Here is a 26,519-nt window from a genome sequence, read left to right on the forward strand (position 1 = left end):
GTACGCGAATTGAATAATAATGTCTTGCGTATTTTATTTTCCGTGTCTATAATTGCATTAAAAGTATGCGAAAAGCGAATACCTTCTCGCAACCCATCTTTAGATACAGTGAAGAGGTGCATGGTATGAAAAAATTATTGATGTTGACAACTGGGGGAACGATTGCTTCAGTTGAAGGGGAAAATGGGCTGGCTCCCGGAGTCAAGGCTGATGAATTATTAAGTTACGTATCAAAACTTGATAACGATTACACAATGGAAACTCAGTCGCTTATGAATATAGACAGCACCAATATGCAGCCTGAATACTGGGTGGAAATAGCGGAAGCCGTTAAGGAAAATTATGATGCCTATGACGGGTTTGTTATTACTCACGGTACAGATACAATGGCCTATACATCTGCCGCACTATCGTATATGCTGCAGCATGCCAAAAAGCCGATTGTCATCACCGGCTCGCAGATTCCGATCACGTTCCAAAAAACCGATGCCAAAAAAAATATTACAGATGCCATTCGATTTGCCTGTGAAGGCGTGGGCGGCGTTTATGTTGTGTTTGACGGCAGAGTCATTCAGGGAACACGTGCGATCAAATTAAGAACGAAAAGCTACGACGCATTTGAAAGCATCAATTACCCATATATCGCTTTTATCAATGAAGACGGGATCGAATACAACAAACAAGTAACGGAACCTGAGAACGACACCTTCACAGTTGACACTTCACTATGCACAGATGTATGTCTGCTGAAGCTGCATCCAGGCTTAAAGCCCGAAATGTTTGATGCCCTGAAAAGCATGTACAAAGGAATTGTCATTGAGAGTTATGGCAGCGGAGGGGTGCCGTTTGAAGGCAGAGACATTTTGTCAAAAGTGAATGAACTGATCGAAAGCGGCATTGTCGTCGTCATTACGACTCAATGTCTTGAAGAAGGCGAAGACATGAGCATTTACGAGGTTGGCCGCAGAGTCAACCAAGACTTAATTATCCGATCAAGAAATATGAACACAGAAGCAATTGTGCCAAAATTGATGTGGGCGCTAGGTCAGTCTTCGGATCTTCCTGTCGTCAAGAGAATTATGGAAACGCCGATAGCTGATGACGTTGTCCTGTAAAATGTAAAAACGATAACCAGCAAAGAGAAAGAAGGTTAAAGATTATGTTAAACGGCCAAAAAGAATATCGCGTGGAAAAAGACTTCCTTGGGGAAAAACAAATTGAAGCAGATGTTTATTACGGAATTCAGACGCTCCGTGCTTCTGAAAATTTCCCGATCACAGGATACAAAATCCATGAGGAAATGATTAACGCACTGGCGATTGTGAAAAAAGCTGCGGCTCTTGCCAACATGGACGTGAAACGGCTGTATGAAGGAATTGGCCAAGCTATCGTACAAGCCGCTGACGAGATTCTGGAAGGCAAGTGGCACGATCAGTTTATCGTCGATCCGATTCAGGGCGGTGCCGGAACTTCTATGAACATGAACGCGAATGAGGTTATCGGAAACCGGGCGCTTGAAATCATGGGCCATAAAAAGGGAGATTATATCCATTTAAGTCCAAACACACATGTGAACATGTCACAGTCTACGAACGATGTGTTCCCGACTGCTATCCATATTTCCACATTGAAGCTCTTAGAAAAACTGCTGAAAACAATGGAAGATATGCATAGTGTGTTTAAGCAAAAAGCACAGGAGTTTGACTCTGTTATTAAAATGGGCCGGACACACCTTCAAGATGCGGTTCCGATCCGTCTTGGCCAGGAATTCGAAGCTTACAGCCGTGTTCTCGAGCGTGATATCAAACGAATCAAGCAATCGCGCCAGCACCTGTATGAAGTCAACATGGGCGCAACTGCTGTTGGTACAGGGCTGAACGCTGATCCTGAATATATCAAACAGGTAGTAAAGCACCTTGCTGATATTAGTGGGCTTCCTCTTGTCGGCGCTGACCATCTTGTTGATGCGACACAAAATACAGATGCCTATACAGAGGTATCAGCTTCATTAAAAGTCTGCATGATGAACATGTCGAAGATCGCAAACGACCTGCGCTTAATGGCGTCGGGACCGCGCGCCGGACTTGCGGAAATTTCTCTGCCTGCACGTCAGCCGGGTTCATCTATTATGCCGGGGAAAGTCAATCCGGTTATGGCGGAGCTGATCAACCAAATTGCGTTCCAGGTTATCGGAAATGACAATACAATCTGCCTTGCTTCAGAAGCCGGCCAGCTTGAGTTGAACGTCATGGAGCCCGTGCTTGTCTTTAATTTGCTTCAATCCATCAGCATCATGAACAACGGCTTCCGTTCGTTCACTGACAACTGCTTAAAAGGCATTGAAGCCAACGAAAAGCGGTTGAAGCAATACGTAGAAAAAAGCGCAGGCGTGATCACAGCTGTCAATCCGCATCTTGGGTATGAAGCGGCAGCTAGAATTGCCAGGGAAGCAATTATGACAGGGCAATCTGTCCGGGATCTTTGTCTGCAGCATGATGTGCTGACTGAAGAAGAATTGGATATTATTTTAAACCCATATGAGATGACCAAACCAGGTATCGCAGGGAAAGAACTATTAGAAAAATAAAATTTGTATAAAATACAGCTTATTCATCTCCGAATAGTCGGATGAATAAGCTGTTTACAACATAGGGATGAGGAAGTATAGTATACGTGTTGCACTATATATTGAAAGCGTTTTAGCTTTTACATGAAGGGGGACTTCTTTTGAAGGATGTAAGATTGCCAACACTATTTGAAATTATTATTGTACTAGGAGTATTTTTAGCACTTGTTCTATCGTTTACAGTCTTTCTCGACTTGCCGATACAGCTGGCGCTTTTTGTTTCATGGTTTATTGCAATGCTTTTAGGTATTAGACTCGGTTATTCTTATAAAGATTTACAAAATGCGATTGTACATGGGATATCAAATGGCCTTGAAGCCGTACTGATTCTCGTTTCAGTTGGGGCGCTCATCGGAACATGGATTGCCGGAGGCGTTGTGCCGACTTTGATTTATTACGGACTGGAATTTATTCACCCAAGTATCTTTTTACTGGCAACGTTAATTATTTGTTCCATTATGTCTGTGGCAACAGGAACGTCATGGGGAACAGTCGGAACTGCCGGCATTGCCATGATCGCAATTGGAGAGGGGTTAGGCATTCCGCTTCCTCTAGTAGCGGGAGCTATTCTTTCAGGTGCTTATTTTGGGGACAAGCTGTCTCCGCTGTCTGACAGTACAGTTCTAGCTTCTTCACTATCAAAAGTCGATGTATTGGCTCACGTGAGAGCAATGCTTTATTTATCAATACCTGCTTATGTCATTACAGCTATACTCTTTACAGTTGTTGGATTTATGTACGGCGGGAAAAATATTGATCTTGATAAAGTTGAATTCTTAAAATCATCTTTGCAAAACACGTTTGACATTCATATTTGGATGCTGATCCCGGCAGTTCTCGTCATAGTCTTATTGGCGATGAAAAAGCCATCTATGCCGGTTATCGTAATTGGCGCTTTACTCGGTGCAATCTGGGCTGTTGTTTTCCAAGGAATGGATATTGCCCATGCGATTGCAACTGCGTACAACGGCTTCTCTATTAAAACGGATGTTGAATTTTTGAACGGCTTGTTAAACCGCGGTGGAATTGTCGGTATGCTTGATTCTCTCGTCGTCATCATCTTTGGCCTTGGTTTTGGCGGTCTGCTTGAGAAACTCGGCGTGTTAAAAGTCATTGTTTCAACGTTTGAAAAGAAATTAACTTCAGCCGGCAATGTCACATTGTCTACACTGATCGTAGCGTTTTTAGCAAACATCTTCGGCTGTGCGATGTATGTATCTCTTATTTTGACTCCGAAAATTATGGAAGACAGCTATGATCGCTTACATCTGGACAGAAGAGTGTTATCACGTAACTCAGAGGTCGGGGGAACATTGACTTCGGGGATGGTTCCTTGGTCTGATAATGGGATTTACATGGCTGGTATTTTAGGTGTTTCTACCTTCTCTTATCTGCCGTTTATGTGGCTCAGTTTTGTAGCAATAGGTCTTGCAATTATCTATGGTTATACAGGAAAATTTATATGGTATACGAAAAACAATACAGTTAAAGCCGAAAAACTAGGCTAATAGGGGAGGATCACTGAATGATAGCGAAACACATGATTCGGACACTGATGATCGAAACGCCTTCGGTTCCCGGAAATCTTGGAAGGGTGGCTACGGCCATCGGCCTTCTGGGCGGGGATATTGGTGAAGTGGAGACGGTAAAAGTCGGACCCAATTACACAATGCGGAATATTACCGTTCAAGTGGAGAATGAAGAACAGCTTCAGGAAGTGATCGCGGCTGTACAGGCCCTCGGAGAAGGGATCAGGCTTCACACCGTATCTGATGAAGTCCTGTCCGCACATGAAGGCGGAAAAATCCAAATGAAAAGCAAAATGCCGATCCGTTCACTGGCAGAGCTGGGACGTGTCTACACACCAGGTGTTGCGGACGTGTGCCGACTGATCGAAAAAGAACCTGAAAAAGCTTCTATTTATACAACGATCAGCAATTCTGTTGCAATTGTAACGGATGGAACCGCAATTTTAGGCCTTGGGAATATCGGCTCTGTGGCTGGCATGCCTGTCATGGAAGGAAAGGCTGCTTTGTTTGATCAGCTGGCGGGTATTAGCGGCATTCCGATACTGCTTGATACGAGTGATCCTGAAGAAATCATCAAAACAGTAAAACATATTTCTCCGGGCTTTAGCGGCATCCTTCTTGAGGATATCGGTTCGCCGCATTGTTTTGAAATCGAGGATCGCCTAAAAGAGGAGCTGAACATCCCTGTTATGCACGATGACCAGCATGGTACAGCTGTAGTGACGCTGGCAGCTGCCATTTCGGCATGCAGGAGTGCGGGGGTTGACCTGAAGGAAGCGAAAGTGGGGCAAATCGGCCTTGGCGCAGCAGGCGTGGCCATCTGCCGGATGTTCATGGCTTATGGTGTGAATGCTGTGTACGGAACAGACAAATCAGAGTCAGCAATGAATCGTCTCGAACAATACGGCGGACAGGCAGTTTCCAGTATTGAGGAGCTCATGGAAACATGTGATATTGTCATTGCTACAACGGGCGTTCCGGGTTTAATAAAACCGGCATTTGTACGTTCTGGTCAAGTGATTTTGGCTTTATCGAATCCGAAGCCGGAAATTGAACCGGAGGCCGCGCTGCAGGCTGGCGCCGCATATGCAGCTGACGGGCGTTCTGTTAATAATGTACTCGGTTTTCCGGGGATTTTTAGAGGAGCGCTTAACGCAAAAAGCACGGAGATTAATCATGATATGCTTGTCGCAGCAGCAGAGGCCATCGCAGCTTGCACTAAACAAGGTGATGTTGTCCCTCAGCCGCTTGATTCAAAAGTCCATCATGCGGTAGCAGCAGCTGTCGAGCATGCAGCTCTTACAGCAGTGAAATAAATGTAGCTAAACAGCACCTGTCGTACTAGGTGCTGTTTTTTTCTTATCTGTGTTCAATTTTGTTATCATTACTATGAAAATAAAAAAGGGAGTGATCACATGGCAAAAAGCCAAGCGAAAAAGAAGCGGGAGCATCGATTGAGAAACGGCGGACGTGCCGTCTTATTATCAAGAGGCAGCACACCATCTTTCAGCACACATGAAAGAATGACAAAAAGCAAAAAAGAGATTTTGAATAAACGGAAGCATAAGAATCCTTATGATCATACAGCAGTTGATGATAAGGATTTTTTTGTGCCCCAAAAAGCCGCCTAGCACTCATCTCTATCGTTTCTTTTTGAAAAAGGGCATGTTTTTCTGTTTCTTTCATACAATCTATTAAATCAAATCACTAGAGCGGGCGGGAGGAAACGGTATGCGAAAAATCTCTTATAAGGACATGTTTCTCAGGCATGTCAAAGATCATCTCTCTCTTTATATATTTGTGTCAGTGCTGTTTTTCATGGGTGTCATCTTTGGCGCGATTATTGTCAACAGTATGACCATCAGCCAGAAAGAAGATTTATACTACTACTTAAGTCAATTTTTTGGACAGCTTTCGGATGGAAAACAGGCAAGTTCAGCTGATATGTTTGGGCAAAGTATCTTTCATAATGCAAAGTATTTAGGCCTGATGTGGATACTCGGAATTTCCGTCATTGGGATGCCGATTATTTTCATTATGATCTTTCTGAAAGGGATCGTCGTCGGCTTTACTGTCGGGTTCCTAGTCAATCAGATGGGAGTAAGCGGGTTTTTCCTATCATTTGTCTCCGTTTTGCCGCAAAATGTGCTGCTGATTCCGGCTTATCTCATTATGGGCACATGTGCAATTGCGTTTTCTTTAAAGTTAATCAGACAGCTGTTCGTGAAACGAAGCCTGCATGACGCGCCGATTCAATGGTTCGGGCGGTATGCCTTTGTGCTGCTGGTCATTCTGTTTTTAGCGCTGATCTCATCTCTGTTTGAAGCATACTTATCTCCTGTTTTAATGGAAAAGCTTACATCTAGACTTTTTTAAAATCATTATTAAAAGAAAACCATTTTATTTATCAGTTTATAATAATTATAGTTGGAACTCTGCGCGTATTTTGTTATAATGAGTCATGGAATGCGGCGTAGGAGGGAAAGACATGGAAAACCGTATTGATCGTATTAAGAAACAACTGCACTCATCCAGCTATAAACTTACGCCACAGCGTGAAGCGACAGTAAGAGTGCTGCTTGAAAACGAAGAAGACCATTTAAGCGCAGAAGATGTATACCTCCTCGTAAAAGAGAAATCTCCTGAGATCGGTCTCGCTACAGTATACCGTACGCTTGAATTATTAACTGAATTAAAAGTCGTAGATAAAATTAACTTTGGAGACGGTGTGTCCCGTTACGACCTTCGGAAAGAGGGAGCAGCTCACTTTCATCACCACTTGGTGTGCATGGAGTGCGGAGCCGTTGATGAAATTGAAGAAGATTTGCTTGAAGACGTGGAAGAAATCATTGAACGTGATTGGAAATTTAAGATTAAAGATCATAGATTGACGTTTCACGGCATTTGCCACCGCTGTAACGGAAAAGAAACTGAATAGACGGTGCCGAGCGCGAACCTTTTCTCATGGGGAAAGGGTTTTTTGCTGTTTCTATGTATAAAACCTTTCTGATTTGGCATATGGTTTATATAACTGGAACCATAGGGAAAGGATCGATTAGGACATGGGAAGATTCCTGAAAACAGCTGTCGATGCATTGAAAGTTTTCATCCTGTTTACCGGTTTTACCGCTTTGTTCTATTATGCTATGATATGGGTGAATCAAGAGTATGAAAACTATCATCGGTATGATAAACCGGAAGGCTCCGCTGTAAAAGTTGTTGAAATGGATCAGGATGAAAAAGGCGGATGGTTCGACCGGTTGATCTTTTTTTACCAAAACGGGGAGTAGATCAAGAGTGAAAGATCAAATAAAGGATTTCATCCACTACGTCATGGTAGAGAGAGGGCTCTCTCAAAATACGATCGTATCCTATGAACGTGACTTGAAAAGCTATTCTCTCTACTTAACAGAAACCCTTCATGTTACAGATTGGAATCACGTTACCCGCATACATATTATCCAATACTTAAAGCATTTGAAGGACTCGGGGAAATCCGGCAAGACATCGGCGCGGCATTTGGCATCCATTCGCTCTTTTCATCAATTTCTGCTCAGGGAAAAAGTAACGGATAAGGACCCTTCCGTTCATATCGAAACACAAAAGACGGAACGGGCGCTTCCGAAGGTGCTCGCACTCAATGAAGTCGAGCGATTATTGGACACGCCTAAGCTGACGAGCCCATTCGGCTATCGGGATAAAGCAATGCTGGAGCTGCTTTATGCGACAGGCATACGAGTCAGTGAAATGATTGAGTTGAAAACGGCAGATGTTCATTTATCTATGGGGTTTATCCGATGCTTTGGCAAAGGAAGAAAAGAACGGATTGTGCCAATTGGTGAAGCCGCCGCTTCCGCCATTGAGGAATATATGACAAAAGCCAGGGGAAAACTGTTAAAGAACAATGTGTCTGACGCCCTCTTTTTAAATCATCACGGCAAACAGATCAGCCGCCAGGGATTTTGGAAGAACCTGAAAAAAATCGCGTTGGAAGCCGGCATTAAGAAAGAGCTGACTCCGCATACGCTTAGGCATTCCTTTGCGACGCATCTGCTTGAGAACGGGGCAGATTTAAGAGCGGTGCAGGAAATGCTCGGTCATGCGGATATATCCACGACGCAAATTTATACGCATGTGACGAAAACAAGGCTGAAGGATGTGTACAAGCAGTTTCATCCGCGAGCATAGCCGCAGGTGGCTGCGGCTTTTTTGTTTAGAGCGACAGAAAATATTGAAGTTTCTCATTATTTCCAAATACATTGTCAACGGGAATGAAAACGGTTTATACTTGAGTTGTCAGACCTCTTAGCGATACAATAGACGTATAGAAAAAAAGGAGGCTTTCAAGATGCCTGCATACAAATATAATCGTGTGTTTTTAATTGTGATGGACTCAGTCGGAATCGGCGAAGCGCCGGATGCCGCTGACTTTAATGACGAAGGCGCTCATACGCTCGGTCATATTGCCGAGCATATGAACGGATTACATATGCCGAATATGGCAAAGCTCGGCCTTGGTCTTATCGAAGATATCAAAGGTGTAGAAAAAACAGAACATCCGCTTGCGTATTATGGAAAAATGCAAGAAGCGTCAAACGGAAAAGATACGATGACCGGCCATTGGGAGATTATGGGTTTATACATTGATAAACCATTTAAAGTGTTCCCGGAAGGCTTTCCTGATGAATTGCTTCAAGAGCTGGAAAAGAGATCTGGCCGCAAAATTATTGGAAACAAGCCGGCTTCCGGCACAGCGATTTTGGATGAGCTTGGTCAGGAGCACATGGAGACAGGGGCTTTAATTGTTTACACGTCTGCTGACTCTGTTCTGCAAATTGCCGCTCACGAAGAGGTTGTGCCGCTTGAGGAGCTGTATCGCATTTGCGAAACGGCGAGAGAGCTAACGCTTGATCCGAAATATATGGTTGGCCGCATTATTGCACGGCCGTTCGTCGGAGAGCCGGGTCAATTCAAACGGACGCCAAACCGCCATGATTATGCGCTGAAGCCGTTTGATCGCACTGTCATGAATGAATTGAAAGACAGCGGCTTAGATGTGATTTCAATCGGAAAAATCTCTGATATTTACGACGGAGAAGGCATTACTTCTTCACGCAGAACGGTTTCTAATATGGACGGAATGGACAAGGTGATCGATACGCTGGGAGAAGACTTTACGGGTCTGAGCTTTGCGAACCTTGTTGATTTTGACGCGTTATTCGGACACCGCCGTGACCCTGAAGGCTACGGACGCGCGCTTGAAGAATTTGATGCGCGGCTTCCGGAAGTGTTTGAAAAAATGAGAGAAGACGATCTGTTAATTATTACAGCCGACCACGGCAATGATCCGATTCATCATGGGACTGACCATACACGCGAGTATGTGCCGATTCTCGCTTACAGCAAAAAACATAAGAAAGCGCAAATGCTGCCGCTTGCAGATACATTTGCTGATATCGGTGCAACGATCGCTGATAATTTCCAAACGAATAAACCGAAATACGGGAAAAGCTTTTTATCTTTATTACAATAGGGGGACTGTTTCTTGAAGGACAGAATTGAACGCGCAGCCGCTTTTATTAAACAAAACCTGCCGGAATCTCCGAAGATCGGCCTTATTTTAGGCTCAGGTCTTGGCATTTTGGCTGACGAAATCGAAAATCCGGTCAAGCTGAAATATGAAGATATACCTGAATTCCCGGTATCTACTGTTGAAGGGCATGCCGGACAGCTTGTGCTTGGCACTCTTGAAGGAGTTTCCGTCATTGCAATGCAGGGCCGCTTTCATTTTTATGAAGGCTACTCAATGGAGAAAGTCACATTCCCTGTACGCGTGATGAAAGCGCTCGGTGTGGAAGCGTTGATCGTGACAAATGCCGCAGGCGGTGTCAACACTGAATTCCGTGCGGGAGACTTAATGATTATTACCGATCATATCAACTTTATGGGAACAAACCCGTTAATCGGGCCAAACGAAGCAGATTTCGGCGCCAGATTTCCAGATATGTCTTCAGCCTATGACAAAGATCTGTCCAGCCTGGCTGAAAAGATTGCGAAAGACCTTAATATCCCAATTCAAAAAGGCGTGTACACTGCTGTGACAGGACCTTCTTACGAAACACCGGCAGAAGTCCGTTTCTTAAGAACGATGGGCTCTGATGCTGTCGGCATGTCTACTGTTCCGGAAGTCATTGTGGCGAATCATGCGGGAATGCGGGTTCTTGGCATTTCCTGCATCTCTAACGCGGCAGCCGGAATTCTGGATCAGCCTTTAAGTCACGATGAAGTGATGGAAGTGACCGAAAAAGTAAAAGCTGGATTCTTAAAGCTTGTTAAAGCGATCGTCGCTCAGTACGAATAAAAATGAATCAATGCAGGACCAAAAGACAGCTGTGTCTGATATCACACAGCTGTCTTTTTTATGCCCAAAATTCGAAACATTTTCCATCAGTGGCGTATAAAACCATCCCGCTTGGAAAAAATAAAAAGGATTATGAAATGGAGGGCTTTTGAGATGAAACGTCTTTTATCCACTTTGTTGATTGGTATAATGCTGCTTACATTTGCACCGTCTGCATTTGCAAAACAAGACGGAAAACGTACATCGGAGCTTGCTCATGAAGCGAAGTCTGCGGTGCTGATAGAACGTGACACGGGAAAAGTGCTTTACAACAAGAACAGCAATGAGAGACTGGCGCCTGCAAGCATGACGAAAATTATGACGATGCTTTTGATTATGGAAGCTTTAGATAAAGGCAAAATCAAAATGAGTGATAAGGTCCGTACAAGCGAGCATGCGGCGTCAATGGGCGGCTCACAGATATTCCTTGAGCCCGGCGAAGAAATGACTGTCAAAGAAATGCTGAAAGGCATCGCAATCGCTTCGGGAAATGACGCTTCCGTCGCCATGGCTGAATTTATTTCCGGCTCTGAAGAAGAATTTGTGAAGAAAATGAATAAAAAAGCAAAAGAGCTGGGATTGAAAAATACATCCTTTAAAAACCCAACAGGACTGACCGAGGAAGGACACTACAGCTCTGCTTATGACATGGCAATCATGGCTAAGGAATTATTGAAATACGAATCAATTACGAAGTTTACCGGCACGTATGAAGATTATCTGCGTGAAAATACAGATAAAAAGTTTTGGCTTGTAAATACAAATCGCCTTATCAAATTTTATCCTGGTGTAGACGGCGTAAAAACAGGCTATACAGGCGAAGCGAAATATTGTCTGACTGCTTCGGCTAAAAAAGGAAACATGCGGGCCATAGCGGTTGTATTCGGAGCGAGCACGCCTAAAGAAAGAAACGCGCAAGTGACAAAAATGCTTGACTTCGCCTTTAGCCAATATGAAACGCATCCTTTATATAAACGAAATCAAACAGTAGCAAAAGTAAAGGTCAAAAAAGGGAAACAAAAATTGATCGAACTCACTACATCTGAGCCGATTTCAATATTGACGAAAAAAGGCGAGGATATGAACGATGTGAAAAAAGAAATCAAGATGAAGGACAATATTAGTGCTCCGATTCAAAAAGGCCAAGAGCTTGGCACTCTTGTTCTGAAAAAGGATGGAGAAGTACTCGCTGAAAGTCCTGTTGCTGCAAAAGAAGATATGAAGAAAGCCGGGTTTATCACATTCTTGAAGCGGACGATGGGAGACTGGACAAAATTTAAGTAATTATGCCGAATGACCACTAGTTTTGTCACGGTGAAGGAATTCATTCCGTCGAAATCGAAACACTCATTATCCGATCATATCAAGGAGGAATGAGCATGAGCCTTGGAATTGACATGAATGTCAAAGAATCTGTGCTTTGTATTCGATTAACAGGCGAACTCGATCACCATACGGCTGAAACCCTGAAACAAAAAGTGACTCAATCATTGGAGAAGGATGATATTCGCCATATCGTGCTGAACTTGGAGGACCTTTCCTTTATGGACAGCTCGGGGCTTGGCGTTATTTTAGGAAGATACAAGCAAATTAAGCAAATTGGCGGGGAAATGGTCGTTTGCGCTATCTCTCCTGCGGTGAAGCGATTGTTTGATATGTCGGGTCTGTTTAAAATTATCCGATTTGAACAATCTGAACAGCAGGCACTCCTGACACTGGGGGTGGCATCATGAAAAATGAAATGCACCTTGAGTTTTCTGCCCTCAGTCAGAATGAATCGTTCGCCCGTGTGACAGTTGCATCATTTATAGCTCAGCTGGACCCGACAATGGATGAACTGACTGAAATCAAAACAGTCGTGTCAGAGGCTGTCACGAATGCGATTATCCATGGATATGAAGAGAACTGTGAAGGAAAAGTTTACATTTCAGTGACGCTGGAAGATCATGTCGTATATATGACCATTCGTGATGAAGGCTTAGGCATTACAGATCTTGAAGAAGCCCGTCAGCCTCTATTTACGACTAAGCCTGAGCTTGAGCGCTCTGGAATGGGCTTTACCATTATGGAAAATTTCATGGATGATGTCAGTATCGATTCATCGCCTGAAATGGGAACAACGATTCGCTTAACAAAGCACTTATCAAAAAGCAAAGCGCTTTGTAATTAAGGAGATTTGTTATGGATGTGGAGGTTAAGAAAAACGGCAAAAACGCTCAGCTGAAGGATCATGAAGTAAAGGAATTAATCAAACAAAGCCAAAATGGCGACCAGCAGGCAAGAGACCTCCTCATAGAAAAAAACATGCGTCTTGTTTGGTCTGTCGTACAGCGGTTTTTAAACAGAGGATATGAGCCTGACGATCTCTTCCAGATCGGCTGCATCGGGCTGTTAAAATCTGTTGACAAATTTGATTTAACCTATGATGTGCGTTTTTCAACGTATGCAGTGCCGATGATTATCGGAGAAATCCAGCGATTTATCCGTGATGACGGAACTGTAAAGGTATCACGGTCATTAAAAGAGCTTGGAAACAAAATCCGGCGCGCGAAGGATGAGCTTTCGAAAACACTGGGAAGAGTGCCGACGGTGCAGGAGATCGCTGACCATTTGGAGATTGAAGCTGAGGATGTTGTACTGGCCCAAGAGGCGGTAAGGGCTCCATCTTCGATTCACGAAACCGTTTATGAAAATGACGGAGATCCGATTACCCTGCTCGATCAAATCGCTGACAACTCAGAAGAAAAATGGTTTGACAAAATTGCGCTGAAAGAAGCGATCAGCGATTTGGAGGAAAGGGAAAAATTAATCGTCTATCTCAGATATTATAAAGACCAGACACAGTCTGAGGTGGCTGAGCGGCTCGGGATCTCTCAGGTGCAGGTTTCCAGGCTTGAAAAGAAAATATTAAAACAGATCAAGGTTCAAATGGATCATACGGATGGCTAGTCTGCAGTGCAGGCTAGCTTTTTTGTGTGCAAAAGCGTGGTAATTTATGGTCTTTTCGAGCGGATGAATGAGAACAAAATCGAACCACATACTACATATATAACCACCGAAAGATGGTGATCAATGATGGAACGACGAATATTTATCCGGCTTCGCCACCGGGTGCTGGCACATCCAGGGGATATTATTACCGTTGGAGATGCCGCGCAAATAGAAGGGCAGCTTCAGCTGAAAAAGAAACTTTCGGCTATGCCGCTTTATCAGGTGAGCGAAAAAGATAAAAATATCGTAATTCTGGATATCATACAAGTCCTCAGAGCCATTCATTTACAAGATCCGACACTTGATGTTCAAACCGTAGGCGGAGCAGAAACCATTGTTGAAATTCAGTATCGAAAGCGAAATTTATCAACGGTTCTATTCATCGGTGTCTGGCTGCTTCTGTTTATTGGATCGTGTCTTGCCATCATGAACTTTCATGAGGATGTAAGCATGAGAGATGTTCATATCGCACTATATGAAATCATAACCGGAGAGAGGAATGACTATCCATATTTGCTTCAAATCCCATACAGCATCGGTTTGGGACTGGGGATGATCGTGTTTTTTAACCACATATTTAAAAAGCGCCTAAATGAAGAGCCCAGCCCGCTGGAGGTTGAGATGTTTAACTATCAGCTTGATCTCGATCAATATGTGGCCATGCATGAGAATCAAGAAACCATAAAGGATCTGCATGATCGTTAGTGTATTGTTCATTATTTTTGTCGGGCTCGGCGGAGGCATAACGGTGGGGGCGGGTTTCGTTGCTTTTTTAACCGTAATGGGAATCATTCCGCGGCTGATGCAGCTCACCAAAACAATGAGATTTGTTCAGGCTTATGAAGCGGCTGTTATTCTTGGCGCGGTTTGCGGGGGATGGGAGACGCTTCATATGAATCATCTTTATCTAACAAAATGGATAGCTGTGCCGGTCGGGCTTCTGGCAGGTTTGTTCGTCGGGATGCTAGCGGCTGCTCTTACAGAGGTTTTAAATGTCCTGCCGATTTTGGCGAAACGAATCGGGCTCAGAAGTAAAATCATTATTTTATTAATGGCCATCGTGATTGGGAAAATCGCGGGATCTTTATTTCACTGGCTGTACTTTATTGACCATTCATAAGGAGGTTTCAAGATGACAAACATAAAAGAAAATTACAAATCAAAAGTGAAAACATATCAGCCTAAGCCGCCTTACGTCTGGAACTGTGTAAAAGCCTTTTTAGTGGGCGGACTGATTTGTGCAATCGGGCAAGGTCTGCAAAATTTTTATATCCATTTTTTTGATTTCAATGAAAAAACTGCGGGGAATCCAACAGCTGCAACGCTGATATTAATCTCTGCCCTGCTTACAGGTTTTGGTATCTATGACAGAATCGGACAATTCGCAGGCGCAGGTTCAGCCGTACCTGTCACAGGTTTTGCCAACAGTATGGCAAGCGCGGCTCTTGAATATAAAAGCGAAGGATTAGTGCTTGGAGTAGCGACAAATATGTTTAAACTGGCAGGAAATGTTATTGTTTTCGGAGTTGTAGCTGCATACATCGTTGGAATGATTCGGTTTGCTTTTGAGAAACTGATGTCATAGGAGGAGAAGAAAATGAAATTAACAGGAAAGCAAACCTGGGTATTTGAACATCCCATATTTGTCAACTCAGCGGGAACGGCAGCAGGACCAAAGGAAAAAGACGGACCGCTCGGCTCTTTATTTGATAAAACCTATGACGAAATGCATTGTAATCAAAAAAGCTGGGAAATGGCGGAACGGCAGCTGATGGAAGACGCTGTTAATGTTGCACTTCAAAAAAACAATCTGACAAAAGATGATATTGACCTATTGCTGGCAGGCGACTTGCTGAACCAAAACGTGACGGCTAACTATGTCGCAAGACACTTGAAAATCCCATTTCTTTGTATGTTTGGCGCCTGTTCAACATCAATGGAAACAGTGGCTGTCGCATCAGCCTTAGTTGATGGCGGGTTTGCCAAAAGGGCACTCGCTGCCACTAGCAGTCACAATGCAACTGCGGAAAGACAGTTTCGCTATCCGACAGAATACGGAGGCCAAAAACCGGACACTGCTACCTCCACTGTAACCGGAAGCGGTGCAGTTGTCATCAGTCAGACAGCGGGTGATATCCAAATCACAAGTGCGACTGTCGGGAAGGTTTCTGATTTAGGAATTACAGATCCTTTTGATATGGGATCGGCTATGGCTCCGGCTGCAGCTGATACGATTAAGCAGCACTTTAAAGATCTCAACCGGACAGCGGATGACTATGATCTAATCCTGACAGGTGACCTGTCAGGCGTCGGTTCTCCAATCGTAAAAGACATTTTAAAAGAAGATGGATATCCAGTCGGCACAAAGCATGATGATTGCGGGCTTCTGATTTACACTCCGGATCAGCAGGTCTTTGCCGGGGGGAGCGGCTGTGCTTGTTCAGCGGTTGTCACCTACTCTCATATTTTTAAGCAGCTGAGAGAAGGAAAACTAAACCGTGTATTTGTCGTGGCGACCGGGGCGCTATTAAGCCCGACGATGATCCAGCAAAAAGAAACCATCCCGACTATCGCCCACGGGGTTGTATTTGAGCGTGCAGGAGGTGCATCTTAACATGGACTACCTTTTGGCTTTTGTCTGCGGCGGGGCCATTTGTATCGTCGGCCAGCTGCTCTTGGATATTTTTAAATTGACGCCAGCTCATGTCATGACATCATTTGTTGTAATCGGTGCAATATTAGATGGTTTCGGCATTTACGATAAATTTATTGAATTTGCCGGAGGAGGCGCCACCGTTCCGATCGTCAGCTTCGGTCACAGTCTTCTGCACGGTGCCATGCATCAGGCGCATATACACGGATTTATCGGAATCGGCATGGGGATTTTTGAGCTGACCTCGGCCGGTATCTCAGCCGCTATTCTCTTCGCCTTTATCGTAGCTGTTATTTTCAAACCGAAAGGATAATGCCGACATGACGACAAAACGCAAGGTCATACTGGTAACAGACGGGGATGTTTATGCCGCTAAAACAATTGAATACGCCGCAAGCAAAGTGGGAGGCCGATGCATTTCACAATCAAAAGGGAATCCTTCCACCCGCAGCGGCGCCGAGCTTGTCAAGCTGATCGCCTCAGCACCGTATGATCCTGTATTTGTCATGTTTGACGACTCCGGCCTTCAAGGAGAGGGTCCGGGAGAAGCCGCTCTAACCTATGTCGCAACCCATCCGTCTATTGAAGTGCTCGGTGTGATTGCGGTCGCGTCAAAAACACATCAGGCTGAATGGACCAGGGTCGATGTAAGCATTGACCGCAATGGAGAAATAACTGAATACGGCGTCGATAAAGTCGGGGAAAGGGAATTTGATGACCACAGAATGAGTGGAGATACAGTCTATTGCCTTGATAAACTTGATCTCCCGCTTATTGTCGGTATCGGGGATATCGGCAAAATGGGCAGAAAAGACGATATCTCAAAAGGGTCGCCAATCACCATGAAAGCGGTCGAGTTTATTTTAGAAAGGAGCGGGTATCATGCCGGACCACAAGGAAGAGAAAATTCGGGTTTATCGGAATCCAGCTAAAAATGAAGAGTATTTCAAAAACCGTGTTGGGATGGGGACGAGCTATGATGTAGGTGTTCGCAAGCTCACGATTTTAGATAAAGAGATCCAGCTTTACTATCTAAATGGATTATGCGATACAGCCTATATTATTCATTTAATGAGAGAGCTTGTTGCCATTAACAATCGGAAAGAAGACCCTGATGAGCTGGTCGACATCGTCGAAAACAGGCTGCTTAACGCCCAGGTCGAAAAAGTAAAAACCTTGGATGAAACCACCGACCAAGTGCTGTCCGGGCTCGTCGCTGTCATTGTTGAAGGTGCAGGCTTCGCATTTATAATTGACGTCAGAAGCTATCCGGGCAGAAACCCGGAAGAACCTGATACGGAAAAGGTAGTCAGGGGAGCCAGAGACGGATTTGTTGAAAATATCGTCGTCAATACGGCCCTTCTCAGAAGGCGGATCAGAGACGAACGCCTTCGAGTCAAGATGACTAAAGTTGGTGAGCGGTCAAAGACGGATTTAAGCATTTGTTATATAGAAGATATAGCTGATCCGGATCTGGTTGAGATCGTAGAAAAAGAAATTGCATCCATTGATGTCGATGGATTAACAATGGCAGACAAAACTGTCGAGGAATTCATTGTTAATCAAAGCTATAATCCTTTTCCGCTCGTGCGCTATACAGAAAGACCGGATGTGGCCGCAAATCATGTTCTAGAAGGCCATGTCATCATTATAGTGGACACATCGCCGAGTGTGATCATTACCCCGACGACTTTATTTCACCATGTGCAGCATGCTGAAGAATATAGGCAGGCGCCTTCAGTCGGGACCTTTTTAAGATGGGTAAGATTTTTCGGTATTCTTGCTTCTACTTTATTTCTTCCGATCTGGTTTCTCTTTGTGCTTCAGCCTGATCTGCTCCCGGACAACATGAAATTTATCGGTTTAAATAAAGATACGCATATCCCGATCATCCTGCAGATATTTTTAGCTGACTTAGGAATCGAGTTTCTCAGAATGGCTGCCATTCACACACCGACGGCTTTATCGACAGCAATGGGTTTAATTGCCGCTGTTCTGATCGGGCAGATTGCGATTGAGGTCGGCCTTTTTTCTCCTGAGGTGATTCTGTACGTCTCACTTGCGGCGATTGGAACCTTTACGACGCCTAGTTATGAATTAAGCTTGGCAAACAAAATGAGCCGTCTTGTCCTCATGATACTCGTTGCTTTATTTCATATAAAAGGGCTCGTCATCGGATTTACAGTGCTAATTATTGCCATGGCAAGCATCAAATCCCTTCAGACACCGTACTTATGGCCGCTGATTCCCTTTAACGGAAAGGCGCTGTGGCAGGTTCTTGTCCGCACAGCGAAACCTGGCGCAAAAGTAAGACCCAGCATCGTTCACCCCAAAAATCGCTTAAGGCAGCCTACCAATTCATAATCGCATTGAAACTGACTGAAGAGTATGATAATGTATGTCTTAATTATGAAGGGACAGTCCATAAAACTGTCCTTTCATCCATAAGCGGAGAAAGAGGGAATGACATTGTTCTTACACGGCACAAGCAGACAAAATCAACATGGTCATTTAGAAATCGGAGGTGTGGATGCTCTCTATTTAGCGGAGAAATATGGTACACCTCTTTACGTATATGATGTGGCTTTAATACGTGAGCGTGCTAAAAGCTTTAAGCAGGCGTTTATTTCTGCAGGGCTGAAAGCACAGGTGGCATATGCGAGCAAAGCATTCTCATCAGTCGCAATGATTCAGCTCGCTGAGGAAGAGGGACTTTCTTTAGATGTCGTATCCGGAGGAGAGCTATATACGGCTGTTGCAGCAGGCTTTCCGGCAGAACGCATCCACTTTCATGGAAACAATAAGAGCAGGGAAGAACTGCGGATGGCGCTTGAGCACCGCATCGGCTGCATTGTGGTGGATAATTTCTATGAAATCGCGCTTCTTGAAGACCTATGTAAAGAAACGGGTCACTCCATCGATGTTCTTCTTCGGATCACGCCCGGAGTAGAAGCGCATACGCATGACTACATTACAACGGGCCAGGAAGATTCAAAGTTTGGTTTCGATCTTCATAACGGACAAACTGAACGGGCCATTGAACAAGTATTACAATCGGAACACATTCAGCTGCTGGGTGTCCATTGCCATATCGGCTCGCAAATCTTTGATACGGCCGGTTTTGTGTTAGCAGCGGAAAAAATCTTCAAAAAACTAGACGAATGGAGAGATTCATATTCATTTGTATCCAAGGTGCTGAATCTTGGAGGAGGTTTCGGCATTCGTTATACGGAAGATGATGAACCGCTTCATGCCACTGAATACGTTGAAAAAATTATCGAAGCTGTGAAAGAAAATGCTTCCCGTTACGGTTTTGACATCCCGGAAATTTGGATCGAACCGGGCCGTTCTCTCGTGGGAGACGCAGGCACAACTCTTTATACGGTTGGCTCTCAAAAAGAAGTGCCGGGTGTCCGCCAATATGTGGCTGTAGACGGAGGCATGAACGACAATATTCGTCCTGCGCTTTACCAAGCTAAATATGAAGCTGCGGCAGCCAACAGGATCGGAGAAGCGCATGACAAAACGGTATCAATTGCCGGAAAGTGCTGTGAAAGCGGAGATATGCTGATTTGGGATATTGACCTGCCGGAAGTAAAAGAAGGCGATCTTCTTGCCGTTTTTTGTACAGGCGCTTATGGATACAGCATGGCCAACAATTATAACCGTATTCCGAGACCCGCCGTTGTATTTGTCGAAAACGGTGAGGCTCATTTAGTCGTGAAGCGAGAAACATACGAAGATATTGTAAAACTTGATCTGCCATTTAAAACAGGTGTAAAGCAATAAAAAAAGAAAGCGCCGATTTTTCGGCGCTTTTCCTATTTGAATATAGATACAATCGCATTCCAGATAGATACGAAGAAATCAATGACTTTCTGAATGAAGTTTTTGCCTTCATCTGATTCTATGAATTTCGTAATCTTATCTTTCGCTTTATCAAGCTGGTCACTGACCTGTCCCCAGTCAATGTCAGCGTTTTTCATCTTATTGAATAGGGAGACAAGCTGGTTCTTTTGGCTGTCAGTAAGTGTGACGTTTAAATCAGAAGCTGCGTCATCCACTTGTTTTTCGATGTCAGCTTTATTATCAGGCACCCCGTTTTTAGCAAACTCTTCTTTGATTTTTGCAATCAGGGCTGCCGCATTTTCGTTACCGATTTTGTCTCCAAGCTCTGATGTCGTGACAAGCTCTTGGTTGGCGACCTGCTTAACATCCTCCGAGATCGCTTCGTCTGAAGAAACTTCATACGCCTTAATCAATCCAGTTAAAGCCGCAGTCCCGGATACTTCAAACGGCGCTGTAACGTACACCTTCGCATCTTTAACACCGGCTGTCATTAGTGCATTCAGGTACATTTCATCCGTGATGCCGCTGATATTATGGGTCTCAACATTCAATCCGGAGCCTTTTTTGGCAATGGTGATTGACGATGAAGAAATCGCTCTCGATCCGATTTGCGCGTTCGATATATATTTTCCTAAATATTCATGTTCTTCCTTATTGGTCACGGTTACCGTTGTGGCATTATCAGGGACATTCATTTCATCAAGCACTTTTTGTTTGTCGGATTCTGATAAATCAGCACCCAGTGTTACAATGACATCTCCAACTGCGGCATCCGCGAGACTGACCTTCGGAACCGTCAGCAGCAAAACGGCCGCTGCCAGCATTCCAATCCAAATTTTCTTCAAAGCAGTTTGACCTCCTTCAATTTCACAAGCAGCTGGATAGTGCTGCTTTGTGAGGACCTGAATCATGAAAAATACAGTTCCGTTAGGTTAGACGGAGATAAAGAGATTCAGGTTTCATTTTTATTTTTTAGTAAAGCCCGGGAGATTCGTTTTCCCCCGAAAGGTGTGGTATAATAGCCGCGACAAGGAGAGACAGGCTATAACCTATCATACATAATCTCCTTTGAAAATTAAAATAAAGAAAGTAGGCATACAATTGAAAACAGGTTACTTTTTATTAGAAGACGGGAACAAAATTGAATTTGAACTTTATCCTGAAGCTGCACCTGGAACTGTTGCAAACTTTGAAAAGCTTGCGAACGAAGGCTTTTATGACGGGCTTACATTCCACCGAGTGATTCCTGGCTTCGTCAGCCAAGGCGGATGCCCGCACGGAACTGGTACTGGCGGTCCGGGATACACAATCAAATGTGAAACAGAAGGCAACCCGCATACACATGAGGCGGGCGCACTTTCTATGGCACATGCCGGAAAAGACACTGGCGGCAGCCAATTTTTCATCGTTCATGAGCCACAGCCTCATTTGAACGGTGTTCACACTGTATTCGGTAAAGTAACAAGCGGATTAGAATTCGCGAAAAACATGTCTAATGGCGACGTCATGAAAGAAGTTCGCGTAGAAGGCTAATTGGCAGGCAAAAGGCTTCCTCATATAGAGGGAGCTTTTTTATTGGGTAAAAATGTTCAATAAAAAACCGCCGAGTGCTGATGGCGGTTGGCAAAACCAGGTGTTTAGTTAGTGAGACATCGCAAGCCCCCGTAATGAATAGATTAAAAAGTTTTGGTGACGTTCTGATCAGTAAATTGATGATTAATCATTTTAGCCTTGCTTACAAAGTTATTTTCAAAGACAATTCCTGTGTTTAAACCTCCGGAGCCAAACACAGATTTCGACAAAGTTAAAGGCCTGATCATAAAAGCGCCGCCTACGTTAATTACACTGTTCCCGGAAACGTTGTTTATATTAATAGGATAATCAATCATACTATCAAGTCTCCTTTCATATCATTCTATTTTTTATATGTATTAGTGCTAGAGTTGATTAGCGTAAACTTATCGGCAAAAATATTTAGGAGATGCCTGTTTTCATTGATTTAAAAAAACTCGAAAAAAGCGCCTCCTTTAAAGCTTCCGGAAGACTAGCTATCTGTCTATTCTTTTAACTACTCTGAATGCGGCAGCTGCTTTTCTGGCGAATGTAATAGGATCATCCTGTGCTGACTCAAAATGCATATACATTGCACCCGGCTCACTAAATAACTAGTGGTTATGCAATGCAGTAATCGTCATGCGCCGCTATCCTAGTTCGGTGAGCAAAGAATTTACCTCTTCATGTACGAAACTAAGTGAAATACTTTATCATTTCGAACCTCAAACATGTTGTTGAACGACTGAAGGTGAAATTGTGCTGATTATACAAAAAGTGGATTGGGAATGATAAAAGAACAAAAAAGTTTAAGGGAAATCCGTGCAAGTTTTGACGGGTTTGCTCGAACAGTACGGATATGCCGTCTTGTTTATTGTCTTGATGTTAGAGCTTCTAACTTTACTTGGACCGGGAGAGTTTGCCGGTGTTCTCGTGTTTCAAGAAAAGTTAAACTGGGTGCTAAGCATGTTAGCGGCCGGATTGGGGAGCTGTGTGGGAGTGATGTCGTATTGGATCGGGTATAGACTGGGCCCAGCTGCAATTCAGAAAGCTTTTGCGTCGAGAGGTGTTCTATTAGCCGTTATTGTTCTAACTTTTCTTTGGACGGTATTCAAAGGGCAAGGTTGGAAAATCGAACTCTCTTTCTTATATTTCCTAGTCATTGGTGGAGAGCTTTATGAAGAGGGAATCAGACGGCTCTTTCATTCCCTTCATCCTGTTCACGCTCCTTTGGAAAGTCATGTATTATATCCATTCCCAAGCGAACAGACGTTAACGGCATTTGTCATTTTTGGTTTTTGTGCTTATCTTTTTGTTCGTCATTCTCACAAGGCGTGTCTGCAAACTGTTGCGTTTTTTTGTTTATTATCGTTTTATTCCTCATTGGGCTGAGCCGTGTGTACGTTAATGAGCAGTATCCGAGTGATGTTGCTGCGGGTTACGCCTTCGGCGGTGTTTGGCTGGGTTTAAATGTTTTGGTCATGGAGCTTTTCCGTTTCTCCAGAAGATTTACCAAGCTGAGAAACGAACCCAATTAGTATGTAATCAAAATTAAGTAAACTTTAAAGTAGTACGGGTCATTGGGATTGATATTTTGTAGTAAAATAAATCAAACAAACGTGATGTAATGAAAAGGAGATCGCGATATGAACAACAAAGGCTGTATAAAATGCGGTAGTACTGAAGCCGGACAAAAAGAAATAGCTACAACCGGCACGGGATTATCAAAGCTGTTTGACGTGCAGCATAACCGATTTCTAGTGGTTTACTGTAAGAACTGCGGATATTCAGAGTTTTATAATAAAGAGTCTTCAACTGCCGGGAATATATTGGATTTATTTTTTGGAGGCTGATCCATGTTTTTTTTCGAGCTTGAATGATTTTAAACATATCATGAAAGCAAAAACGGGATGCGGTTATCACCTGTGAAATAGGTTGCTGCAAACATTCCAGTAACCTTTATGACGTGAATTGTTTTTTGTCAAGTGCCATGGGTATCATGGACTGGGAGATCAATGGAATGCAGTAAATGAACAAACTGCTCGTAACCTCATGCTTTATATACGATCTAAAGATTTTGCATATGAGAACTCTCTTTCTTCTGAGTCCATCGCTTCTGAATTATGCGATTCATTTCTTTCAATATTTTCAGGCCTAGTTATGGTCGACAAGAAAAAAATAGGCATGATGTGGGTAGAAGATGAAGATTAACAGTTTGTAAAATCACTTCAATGGTCCTAATGGGATTTTTTTTCGATTCGTGATAACATAAATTGAAGACCGTTGTTTATTGGAGGAAATCAGTTGAAATCAGAAAATGTTTCGAAGAAAAAATCAATATTAGAATGGGCAAAAGCAATTGTGATTGCTGTCGTTCTCGCTTTGCTCATCCGCAACTTTATTTTTGCGCCGTATGTCGTTGATGGTGACTCTATGTATCCTACACTTCACAACCGTGAAAGGGTCTTTGTCAATATGACAGTCAAATACATCGGCGAGTTTGATAGAGGAGACATCGTCGTGTTAAACGGAGATGATGTTCACTATGTCAAACGTATTATCGGCCTTCCCGGCGATACGGTTGAGATGAAAAATGACCAGCTCTATATCAACGGGAAAAAGGTGGACGAACCTTATTTGGCGGCTAATAAAAAGAGAGCGAAACAGGACGGTTTTGACCATTTGACCGATGATTTCGGCCCGGTTAAAGTGCCTGATAACAAGTATTTTGTGATGGGCGACAACCGTCGGAATTCAATGGACAGCCGTAACGGTCTTGGCCTCTTCACGAAAAAACAAATTGCGGGTACGTCAAAGTTTGTTTTCTACCCGTTTAACGAAATGCGCAAAACAAATTAGGATCAAGCAGTTTCCCATTGGGGCTGCTTTTTTTATATCTTTTTTACGGTCATCCCCTAAAAACAGAACATAAATTCGTATATCTATAGAAAAGAAATTTTTGCAGAAATGTGAAACATATTCCCGTTATGCATCGTTATATTAATAATTTACGAGAATTTACGGTTTTTTATTCATGAAAAAAAGGAATAACTCATATGAATGAATAGATTCATATTGGCTGGAGGTTTAGAAATGGGAAGAATAAAAACCAAGATTACCATTCTGTTAGTGCTTTTGCTTTTACTTGCAGGCGGTTATATGTACATAAATGATGTTGAGCTGAAGGATGTTCCGACAGCAATTGGACAAACCTTGTCCTCGGAAGAAGAGGAATACACCATCCAGGAATATAAAGTGACGAGAATTGAGGGCTCAGAGTATCATGGAGTAGCAGAAAACGGAACGAAAATCATCTTCAACGGAAAAAAATTAAATCAGGATTTATCTGATATAAAAGAAGGTGACAAGATTAAGGCATACTTCAGCAAATCAAAGCGGATCGACGGATTAATCAAGGTTGCAAAAGTGAATGATTAAAAAACATCACCTTTCGGATCGAAGGGTGATGTTTTGTTTTTCTCAAATTGTAAGTTTATTTCATTGCGTACTTTAAAAAGGATCGCTATAATAGCCAATAAGGACAAATGAATAAAGATTGTATCCTTCGGGGCAGGGTGGAAATCCCGACCGGCGGTAGTAAAGCACATTTGCTTTAGAGCCCGTGACCCGTGTGCATAAGCACGCGGTGGATTCAGTTTAAGCTGAAGCCGACAGTGAAAGTCTGGATGGGAGAAGGATGATGAACCGCTATGCAAATGGTTCAAAAATGCATAGTGTTATTTCCTATTGCGTAAAATACCTAAAGCCCCGAATTTTTTATAAATTCGGGGCTTTTTTGACGGTAAATAACAAAAGAGGGGAGGGAAACAAATGGAAGAGTATTATATGAAGCTGGCCTTAGATCTTGCGAAGCAGGGCGAAGGACAGACCGAATCCAATCCGCTCGTCGGCGCTGTTGTCGTAAAGGACGGACAAATTGTCGGAATGGGCGCCCATTTAAAATATGGTGAAGCTCATGCAGAAGTTCATGCCATCCATATGGCTGGAGCACATGCAGAGGGTGCCGACATTTACGTTACACTCGAACCGTGCAGCCATTACGGAAAAACACCGCCATGTGCAGAATTGATTATCAACTCTGGCATCAAAAGAGTGTTCGTGGCGATGAGAGATCCTAATCCGCTTGTGGCTGGAAGAGGGATCAGCATGATGAAAGAAGCCGGCATTGAGGTAAGGGAAGGCATCCTGGCAGACCAGGCGGAGAGGCTGAATGAAAAATTTCTGCACTTTATGAGGACAGGCCTCCCGTACGTCACGCTAAAAGCGGCTGCCAGCCTTGACGGCAAGATAGCTACCAGCACGGGTGACAGCAAATGGATCACGTCAGAGGCTGCAAGACAGGATGCTCAGCAATACAGGAAAACACACCAAAGCATTTTAGTCGGAGTTGGCACAGTGAAAGCCGACAATCCGAGCTTAACCTGCAGACTGCCGAATGTAACAAAACAGCCGGTTCGGGTCATACTTGATACCGTACTCTCGATTCCTGAGGACGCTAAAGTGATTTGCGATCAAATAGCGCCGACATGGATTTTTACGACGGCACGCGCAGAAGAGGAAAAGAAAAAACGGCTTTCAGCTTTCGGAGTGAACATATTTACACTTGAAACCGAGCGCATTCAAATTCCCGATGTTTTGAAGATCCTAGCGGAAGAAGGCATCATGTCGGTGTATGTGGAAGGCGGTTCAGCTGTTCACGGAAGCTTTGTCAAAGAAGGCTGTTTTCAAGAAATCATCTTCTATTTTGCCCCTAAACTAATCGGAGGAACGCATGCTCCCAGCTTAATCTCCGGTGAAGGTTTTCAATCAATGAAAGATGTCCCCTTATTACAATTCACTGATATAACCCAAATCGGCCGTGATATCAAACTGACGGCAAAACCGACAAAGGAATAGGAT

31 protein-coding genes, 2 pseudogenes and 1 riboswitch are annotated in these 26,519 nt (G+C 43.6%); of the genes and pseudogenes, 30 read left to right on the top strand and 3 right to left on the bottom strand.

The features are described 5' to 3' along the window. The first annotated feature begins 125 nt into the window (after window positions 1-125). From ansA to lysA, 23 genes are all read left to right on the top strand, one after another. Window positions 126-1,115: an asparaginase gene (ansA, locus tag MKY10_RS09970; protein WP_004399032.1), complete on the top strand. Its 990-nt coding sequence runs from the start codon at window positions 126-128 to the stop codon at window positions 1,113-1,115. Window positions 1,116-1,159: 44 nt separating this feature from the next. After that, window positions 1,160-2,587: an aspartate ammonia-lyase gene (gene aspA, locus MKY10_RS09975; protein WP_014477246.1), complete on the top strand. Its 1,428-nt coding sequence runs from the start codon at window positions 1,160-1,162 to the stop codon at window positions 2,585-2,587. A 140-nt stretch (window positions 2,588-2,727) separates the two neighbouring features. Then, entirely contained in the window at window positions 2,728-4,134 is a 1,407-nt protein-coding gene (mleN, locus tag MKY10_RS09980) for a malate-H+/Na+-lactate antiporter MleN (protein ID WP_003230432.1), read from the top strand. A 17-nt stretch (window positions 4,135-4,151) separates the two neighbouring features. Further along, complete coding sequence (locus MKY10_RS09985; RefSeq protein ID WP_004398731.1) at window positions 4,152-5,471, top strand: NAD-dependent malic enzyme; 1,320 nt, start codon at window positions 4,152-4,154, stop codon at window positions 5,469-5,471. A gap of 99 nt (window positions 5,472-5,570) precedes the next feature. Beyond that, window positions 5,571-5,786 carry a hypothetical protein gene (locus MKY10_RS09990; protein WP_015251774.1) on the top strand — a complete coding sequence of 72 codons (216 nt, stop codon included), beginning with the start codon at window positions 5,571-5,573 and terminating at the stop codon, window positions 5,784-5,786. A 100-nt stretch (window positions 5,787-5,886) separates the two neighbouring features. Next, window positions 5,887-6,531, top strand: coding sequence for a stage II sporulation protein M (gene spoIIM / locus MKY10_RS09995; RefSeq protein WP_004398593.1), 645 nt, complete (start codon window positions 5,887-5,889; stop codon window positions 6,529-6,531). Window positions 6,532-6,643: 112 nt separating this feature from the next. Beyond that, on the top strand, window positions 6,644-7,093 hold the full coding sequence (gene fur, locus MKY10_RS10000) for a ferric iron uptake transcriptional regulator (protein ID WP_003223972.1): 450 nt from the start codon (window positions 6,644-6,646) through the stop codon (window positions 7,091-7,093). A gap of 124 nt (window positions 7,094-7,217) precedes the next feature. Continuing rightward, a complete protein-coding gene (locus MKY10_RS10005) occupies window positions 7,218-7,445 on the top strand; it encodes a YqzK family protein (RefSeq protein ID WP_003230440.1) in 228 nt (75 codons plus the stop codon). Between the two features lie 7 nt (window positions 7,446-7,452). Continuing rightward, window positions 7,453-8,343 carry a site-specific tyrosine recombinase XerD gene (xerD, locus tag MKY10_RS10010; protein ID WP_004398985.1) on the top strand — a complete coding sequence of 297 codons (891 nt, stop codon included), beginning with the start codon at window positions 7,453-7,455 and terminating at the stop codon, window positions 8,341-8,343. A 160-nt stretch (window positions 8,344-8,503) separates the two neighbouring features. Next, on the top strand, window positions 8,504-9,688 hold the full coding sequence (gene deoB, locus MKY10_RS10015; protein WP_015251776.1) for a phosphopentomutase: 1,185 nt from the start codon (window positions 8,504-8,506) through the stop codon (window positions 9,686-9,688). A 12-nt stretch (window positions 9,689-9,700) separates the two neighbouring features. Further along, window positions 9,701-10,516: a purine nucleoside phosphorylase I, inosine and guanosine-specific gene (locus MKY10_RS10020; RefSeq protein WP_003230447.1), complete on the top strand. Its 816-nt coding sequence runs from the start codon at window positions 9,701-9,703 to the stop codon at window positions 10,514-10,516. 153 nt (window positions 10,517-10,669) lie between these two features. After that, a complete protein-coding gene (gene dacF, locus MKY10_RS10025; protein ID WP_014480174.1) occupies window positions 10,670-11,839 on the top strand; it encodes a D-alanyl-D-alanine carboxypeptidase DacF in 1,170 nt (389 codons plus the stop codon). A 95-nt stretch (window positions 11,840-11,934) separates the two neighbouring features. Further along, window positions 11,935-12,288: an anti-sigma F factor antagonist gene (gene spoIIAA, locus MKY10_RS10030; protein WP_004398633.1), complete on the top strand. Its 354-nt coding sequence runs from the start codon at window positions 11,935-11,937 to the stop codon at window positions 12,286-12,288. After that, complete coding sequence (spoIIAB, locus tag MKY10_RS10035) at window positions 12,285-12,725, top strand: anti-sigma F factor (protein WP_003230452.1); 441 nt, start codon at window positions 12,285-12,287, stop codon at window positions 12,723-12,725. Before spoIIAA ends, spoIIAB begins: the two co-directional genes overlap by 4 nt. A gap of 11 nt (window positions 12,726-12,736) precedes the next feature. After that, entirely contained in the window at window positions 12,737-13,504 is a 768-nt protein-coding gene (gene sigF / locus MKY10_RS10040) for an RNA polymerase sporulation sigma factor SigF (protein WP_003230458.1), read from the top strand. Between the two features lie 126 nt (window positions 13,505-13,630). Beyond that, complete coding sequence (spoVAA, locus tag MKY10_RS10045; protein ID WP_015714205.1) at window positions 13,631-14,251, top strand: stage V sporulation protein SpoVAA; 621 nt, start codon at window positions 13,631-13,633, stop codon at window positions 14,249-14,251. Further along, window positions 14,241-14,666, top strand: coding sequence for a stage V sporulation protein SpoVAB (gene spoVAB, locus MKY10_RS10050; RefSeq protein WP_003230463.1), 426 nt, complete (start codon window positions 14,241-14,243; stop codon window positions 14,664-14,666). The genes spoVAA and spoVAB overlap by 11 nt, the downstream gene beginning before the upstream one ends. 12 nt (window positions 14,667-14,678) lie before the next feature. Further along, entirely contained in the window at window positions 14,679-15,131 is a 453-nt protein-coding gene (spoVAC, locus tag MKY10_RS10055) for a stage V sporulation protein AC (RefSeq protein ID WP_003223947.1), read from the top strand. Window positions 15,132-15,143: 12 nt separating this feature from the next. Then, window positions 15,144-16,160 carry a stage V sporulation protein AD gene (spoVAD, locus tag MKY10_RS10060; RefSeq protein ID WP_015251779.1) on the top strand — a complete coding sequence of 339 codons (1,017 nt, stop codon included), beginning with the start codon at window positions 15,144-15,146 and terminating at the stop codon, window positions 16,158-16,160. 1 nt (window position 16,161) lies between these two features. Next, entirely contained in the window at window positions 16,162-16,512 is a 351-nt protein-coding gene (spoVAE, locus tag MKY10_RS10065) for a stage V sporulation protein AE (RefSeq protein ID WP_003230467.1), read from the top strand. Between the two features lie 7 nt (window positions 16,513-16,519). Further along, window positions 16,520-17,131, top strand: a complete 612-nt coding sequence (spoVAEA, locus tag MKY10_RS10070; RefSeq protein WP_003230469.1) for a stage V sporulation protein SpoVABEA — start codon at window positions 16,520-16,522, stop codon at window positions 17,129-17,131. After that, the gene (gene spoVAF, locus MKY10_RS10075; protein WP_003230471.1) at window positions 17,082-18,563 is read left to right on the top strand and encodes a spore germination protein SpoVAF; all 1,482 of its coding nucleotides are present in this window, start codon (window positions 17,082-17,084) and stop codon (window positions 18,561-18,563) included. The genes spoVAEA and spoVAF overlap by 50 nt, the downstream gene beginning before the upstream one ends. 105 nt (window positions 18,564-18,668) lie before the next feature. After that, a complete protein-coding gene (gene lysA, locus MKY10_RS10080) occupies window positions 18,669-19,988 on the top strand; it encodes a diaminopimelate decarboxylase (RefSeq protein ID WP_004398851.1) in 1,320 nt (439 codons plus the stop codon). Between the two features lie 32 nt (window positions 19,989-20,020). On the opposite strand, the gene MKY10_RS10085 is transcribed toward lysA, so the two are convergent. Then, window positions 20,021-20,893: a DUF1002 domain-containing protein gene (locus tag MKY10_RS10085; RefSeq protein ID WP_014480169.1), complete on the bottom strand. Its 873-nt coding sequence runs from the start codon at window positions 20,891-20,893 to the stop codon at window positions 20,021-20,023. 256 nt (window positions 20,894-21,149) lie between these two features. Between MKY10_RS10085 and MKY10_RS10090 the strand changes: the two genes are divergently transcribed. Beyond that, window positions 21,150-21,581 carry a peptidylprolyl isomerase gene (locus MKY10_RS10090; RefSeq protein WP_003223931.1) on the top strand — a complete coding sequence of 144 codons (432 nt, stop codon included), beginning with the start codon at window positions 21,150-21,152 and terminating at the stop codon, window positions 21,579-21,581. A 143-nt stretch (window positions 21,582-21,724) separates the two neighbouring features. On the opposite strand, the gene MKY10_RS10095 is transcribed toward MKY10_RS10090, so the two are convergent. Next, window positions 21,725-21,937 carry a spore germination protein gene (locus tag MKY10_RS10095; protein ID WP_003230479.1) on the bottom strand — a complete coding sequence of 71 codons (213 nt, stop codon included), beginning with the start codon at window positions 21,935-21,937 and terminating at the stop codon, window positions 21,725-21,727. Window positions 21,938-22,421: 484 nt separating this feature from the next. Here MKY10_RS10095 and MKY10_RS10100 point away from each other — a divergent pair. The 3 genes and pseudogenes from MKY10_RS10100 to MKY10_RS10110 all read left to right on the top strand — a co-directional run bounded on the left by MKY10_RS10100 (window position 22,422) and on the right by MKY10_RS10110 (window position 23,452). Beyond that, window positions 22,422-22,624, top strand: a pseudogene (locus MKY10_RS10100) (hypothetical protein). Window positions 22,625-22,933: 309 nt separating this feature from the next. Continuing rightward, the gene (locus MKY10_RS10105; protein WP_231940261.1) at window positions 22,934-23,137 is read left to right on the top strand and encodes a phosphatase PAP2 family protein; all 204 of its coding nucleotides are present in this window, start codon (window positions 22,934-22,936) and stop codon (window positions 23,135-23,137) included. Between the two features lie 108 nt (window positions 23,138-23,245). Next, window positions 23,246-23,452, top strand: a complete 207-nt coding sequence (locus MKY10_RS10110) for a zinc ribbon domain-containing protein (RefSeq protein WP_003223929.1) — start codon at window positions 23,246-23,248, stop codon at window positions 23,450-23,452. Here the strand turns inward: MKY10_RS10110 and MKY10_RS10115 are convergent. Next, a pseudogene (locus MKY10_RS10115) lies at window positions 23,395-23,636 on the bottom strand (hypothetical protein). The gene MKY10_RS10110 and the pseudogene MKY10_RS10115 sit on opposite strands and share 58 nt — an antisense overlap. A 267-nt stretch (window positions 23,637-23,903) precedes the next feature. Here MKY10_RS10115 and lepB point away from each other — a divergent pair. The 3 genes from lepB (at window position 23,904) to ribD (ending at window position 26,516) form a co-directional block, all read left to right on the top strand. Next, window positions 23,904-24,458 carry a signal peptidase I gene (gene lepB, locus MKY10_RS10120; protein WP_003246166.1) on the top strand — a complete coding sequence of 185 codons (555 nt, stop codon included), beginning with the start codon at window positions 23,904-23,906 and terminating at the stop codon, window positions 24,456-24,458. A gap of 234 nt (window positions 24,459-24,692) precedes the next feature. Beyond that, window positions 24,693-25,037, top strand: coding sequence for a hypothetical protein (locus tag MKY10_RS10125; protein WP_032722053.1), 345 nt, complete (start codon window positions 24,693-24,695; stop codon window positions 25,035-25,037). A 119-nt stretch (window positions 25,038-25,156) separates the two neighbouring features. After that, window positions 25,157-25,301, top strand: a riboswitch (FMN riboswitch). A gap of 129 nt (window positions 25,302-25,430) precedes the next feature. Next, entirely contained in the window at window positions 25,431-26,516 is a 1,086-nt protein-coding gene (gene ribD, locus MKY10_RS10130; RefSeq protein WP_032722052.1) for a bifunctional diaminohydroxyphosphoribosylaminopyrimidine deaminase/5-amino-6-(5-phosphoribosylamino)uracil reductase RibD, read from the top strand. The last annotated feature ends 3 nt before the right edge of the window (window positions 26,517-26,519 follow it).

It is taken from the genome of Bacillus sp. FSL P4-0290, assembly GCF_037975435.1.
Lineage (GTDB): Bacteria > Bacillota > Bacilli > Bacillales > Bacillaceae > Bacillus > Bacillus subtilis.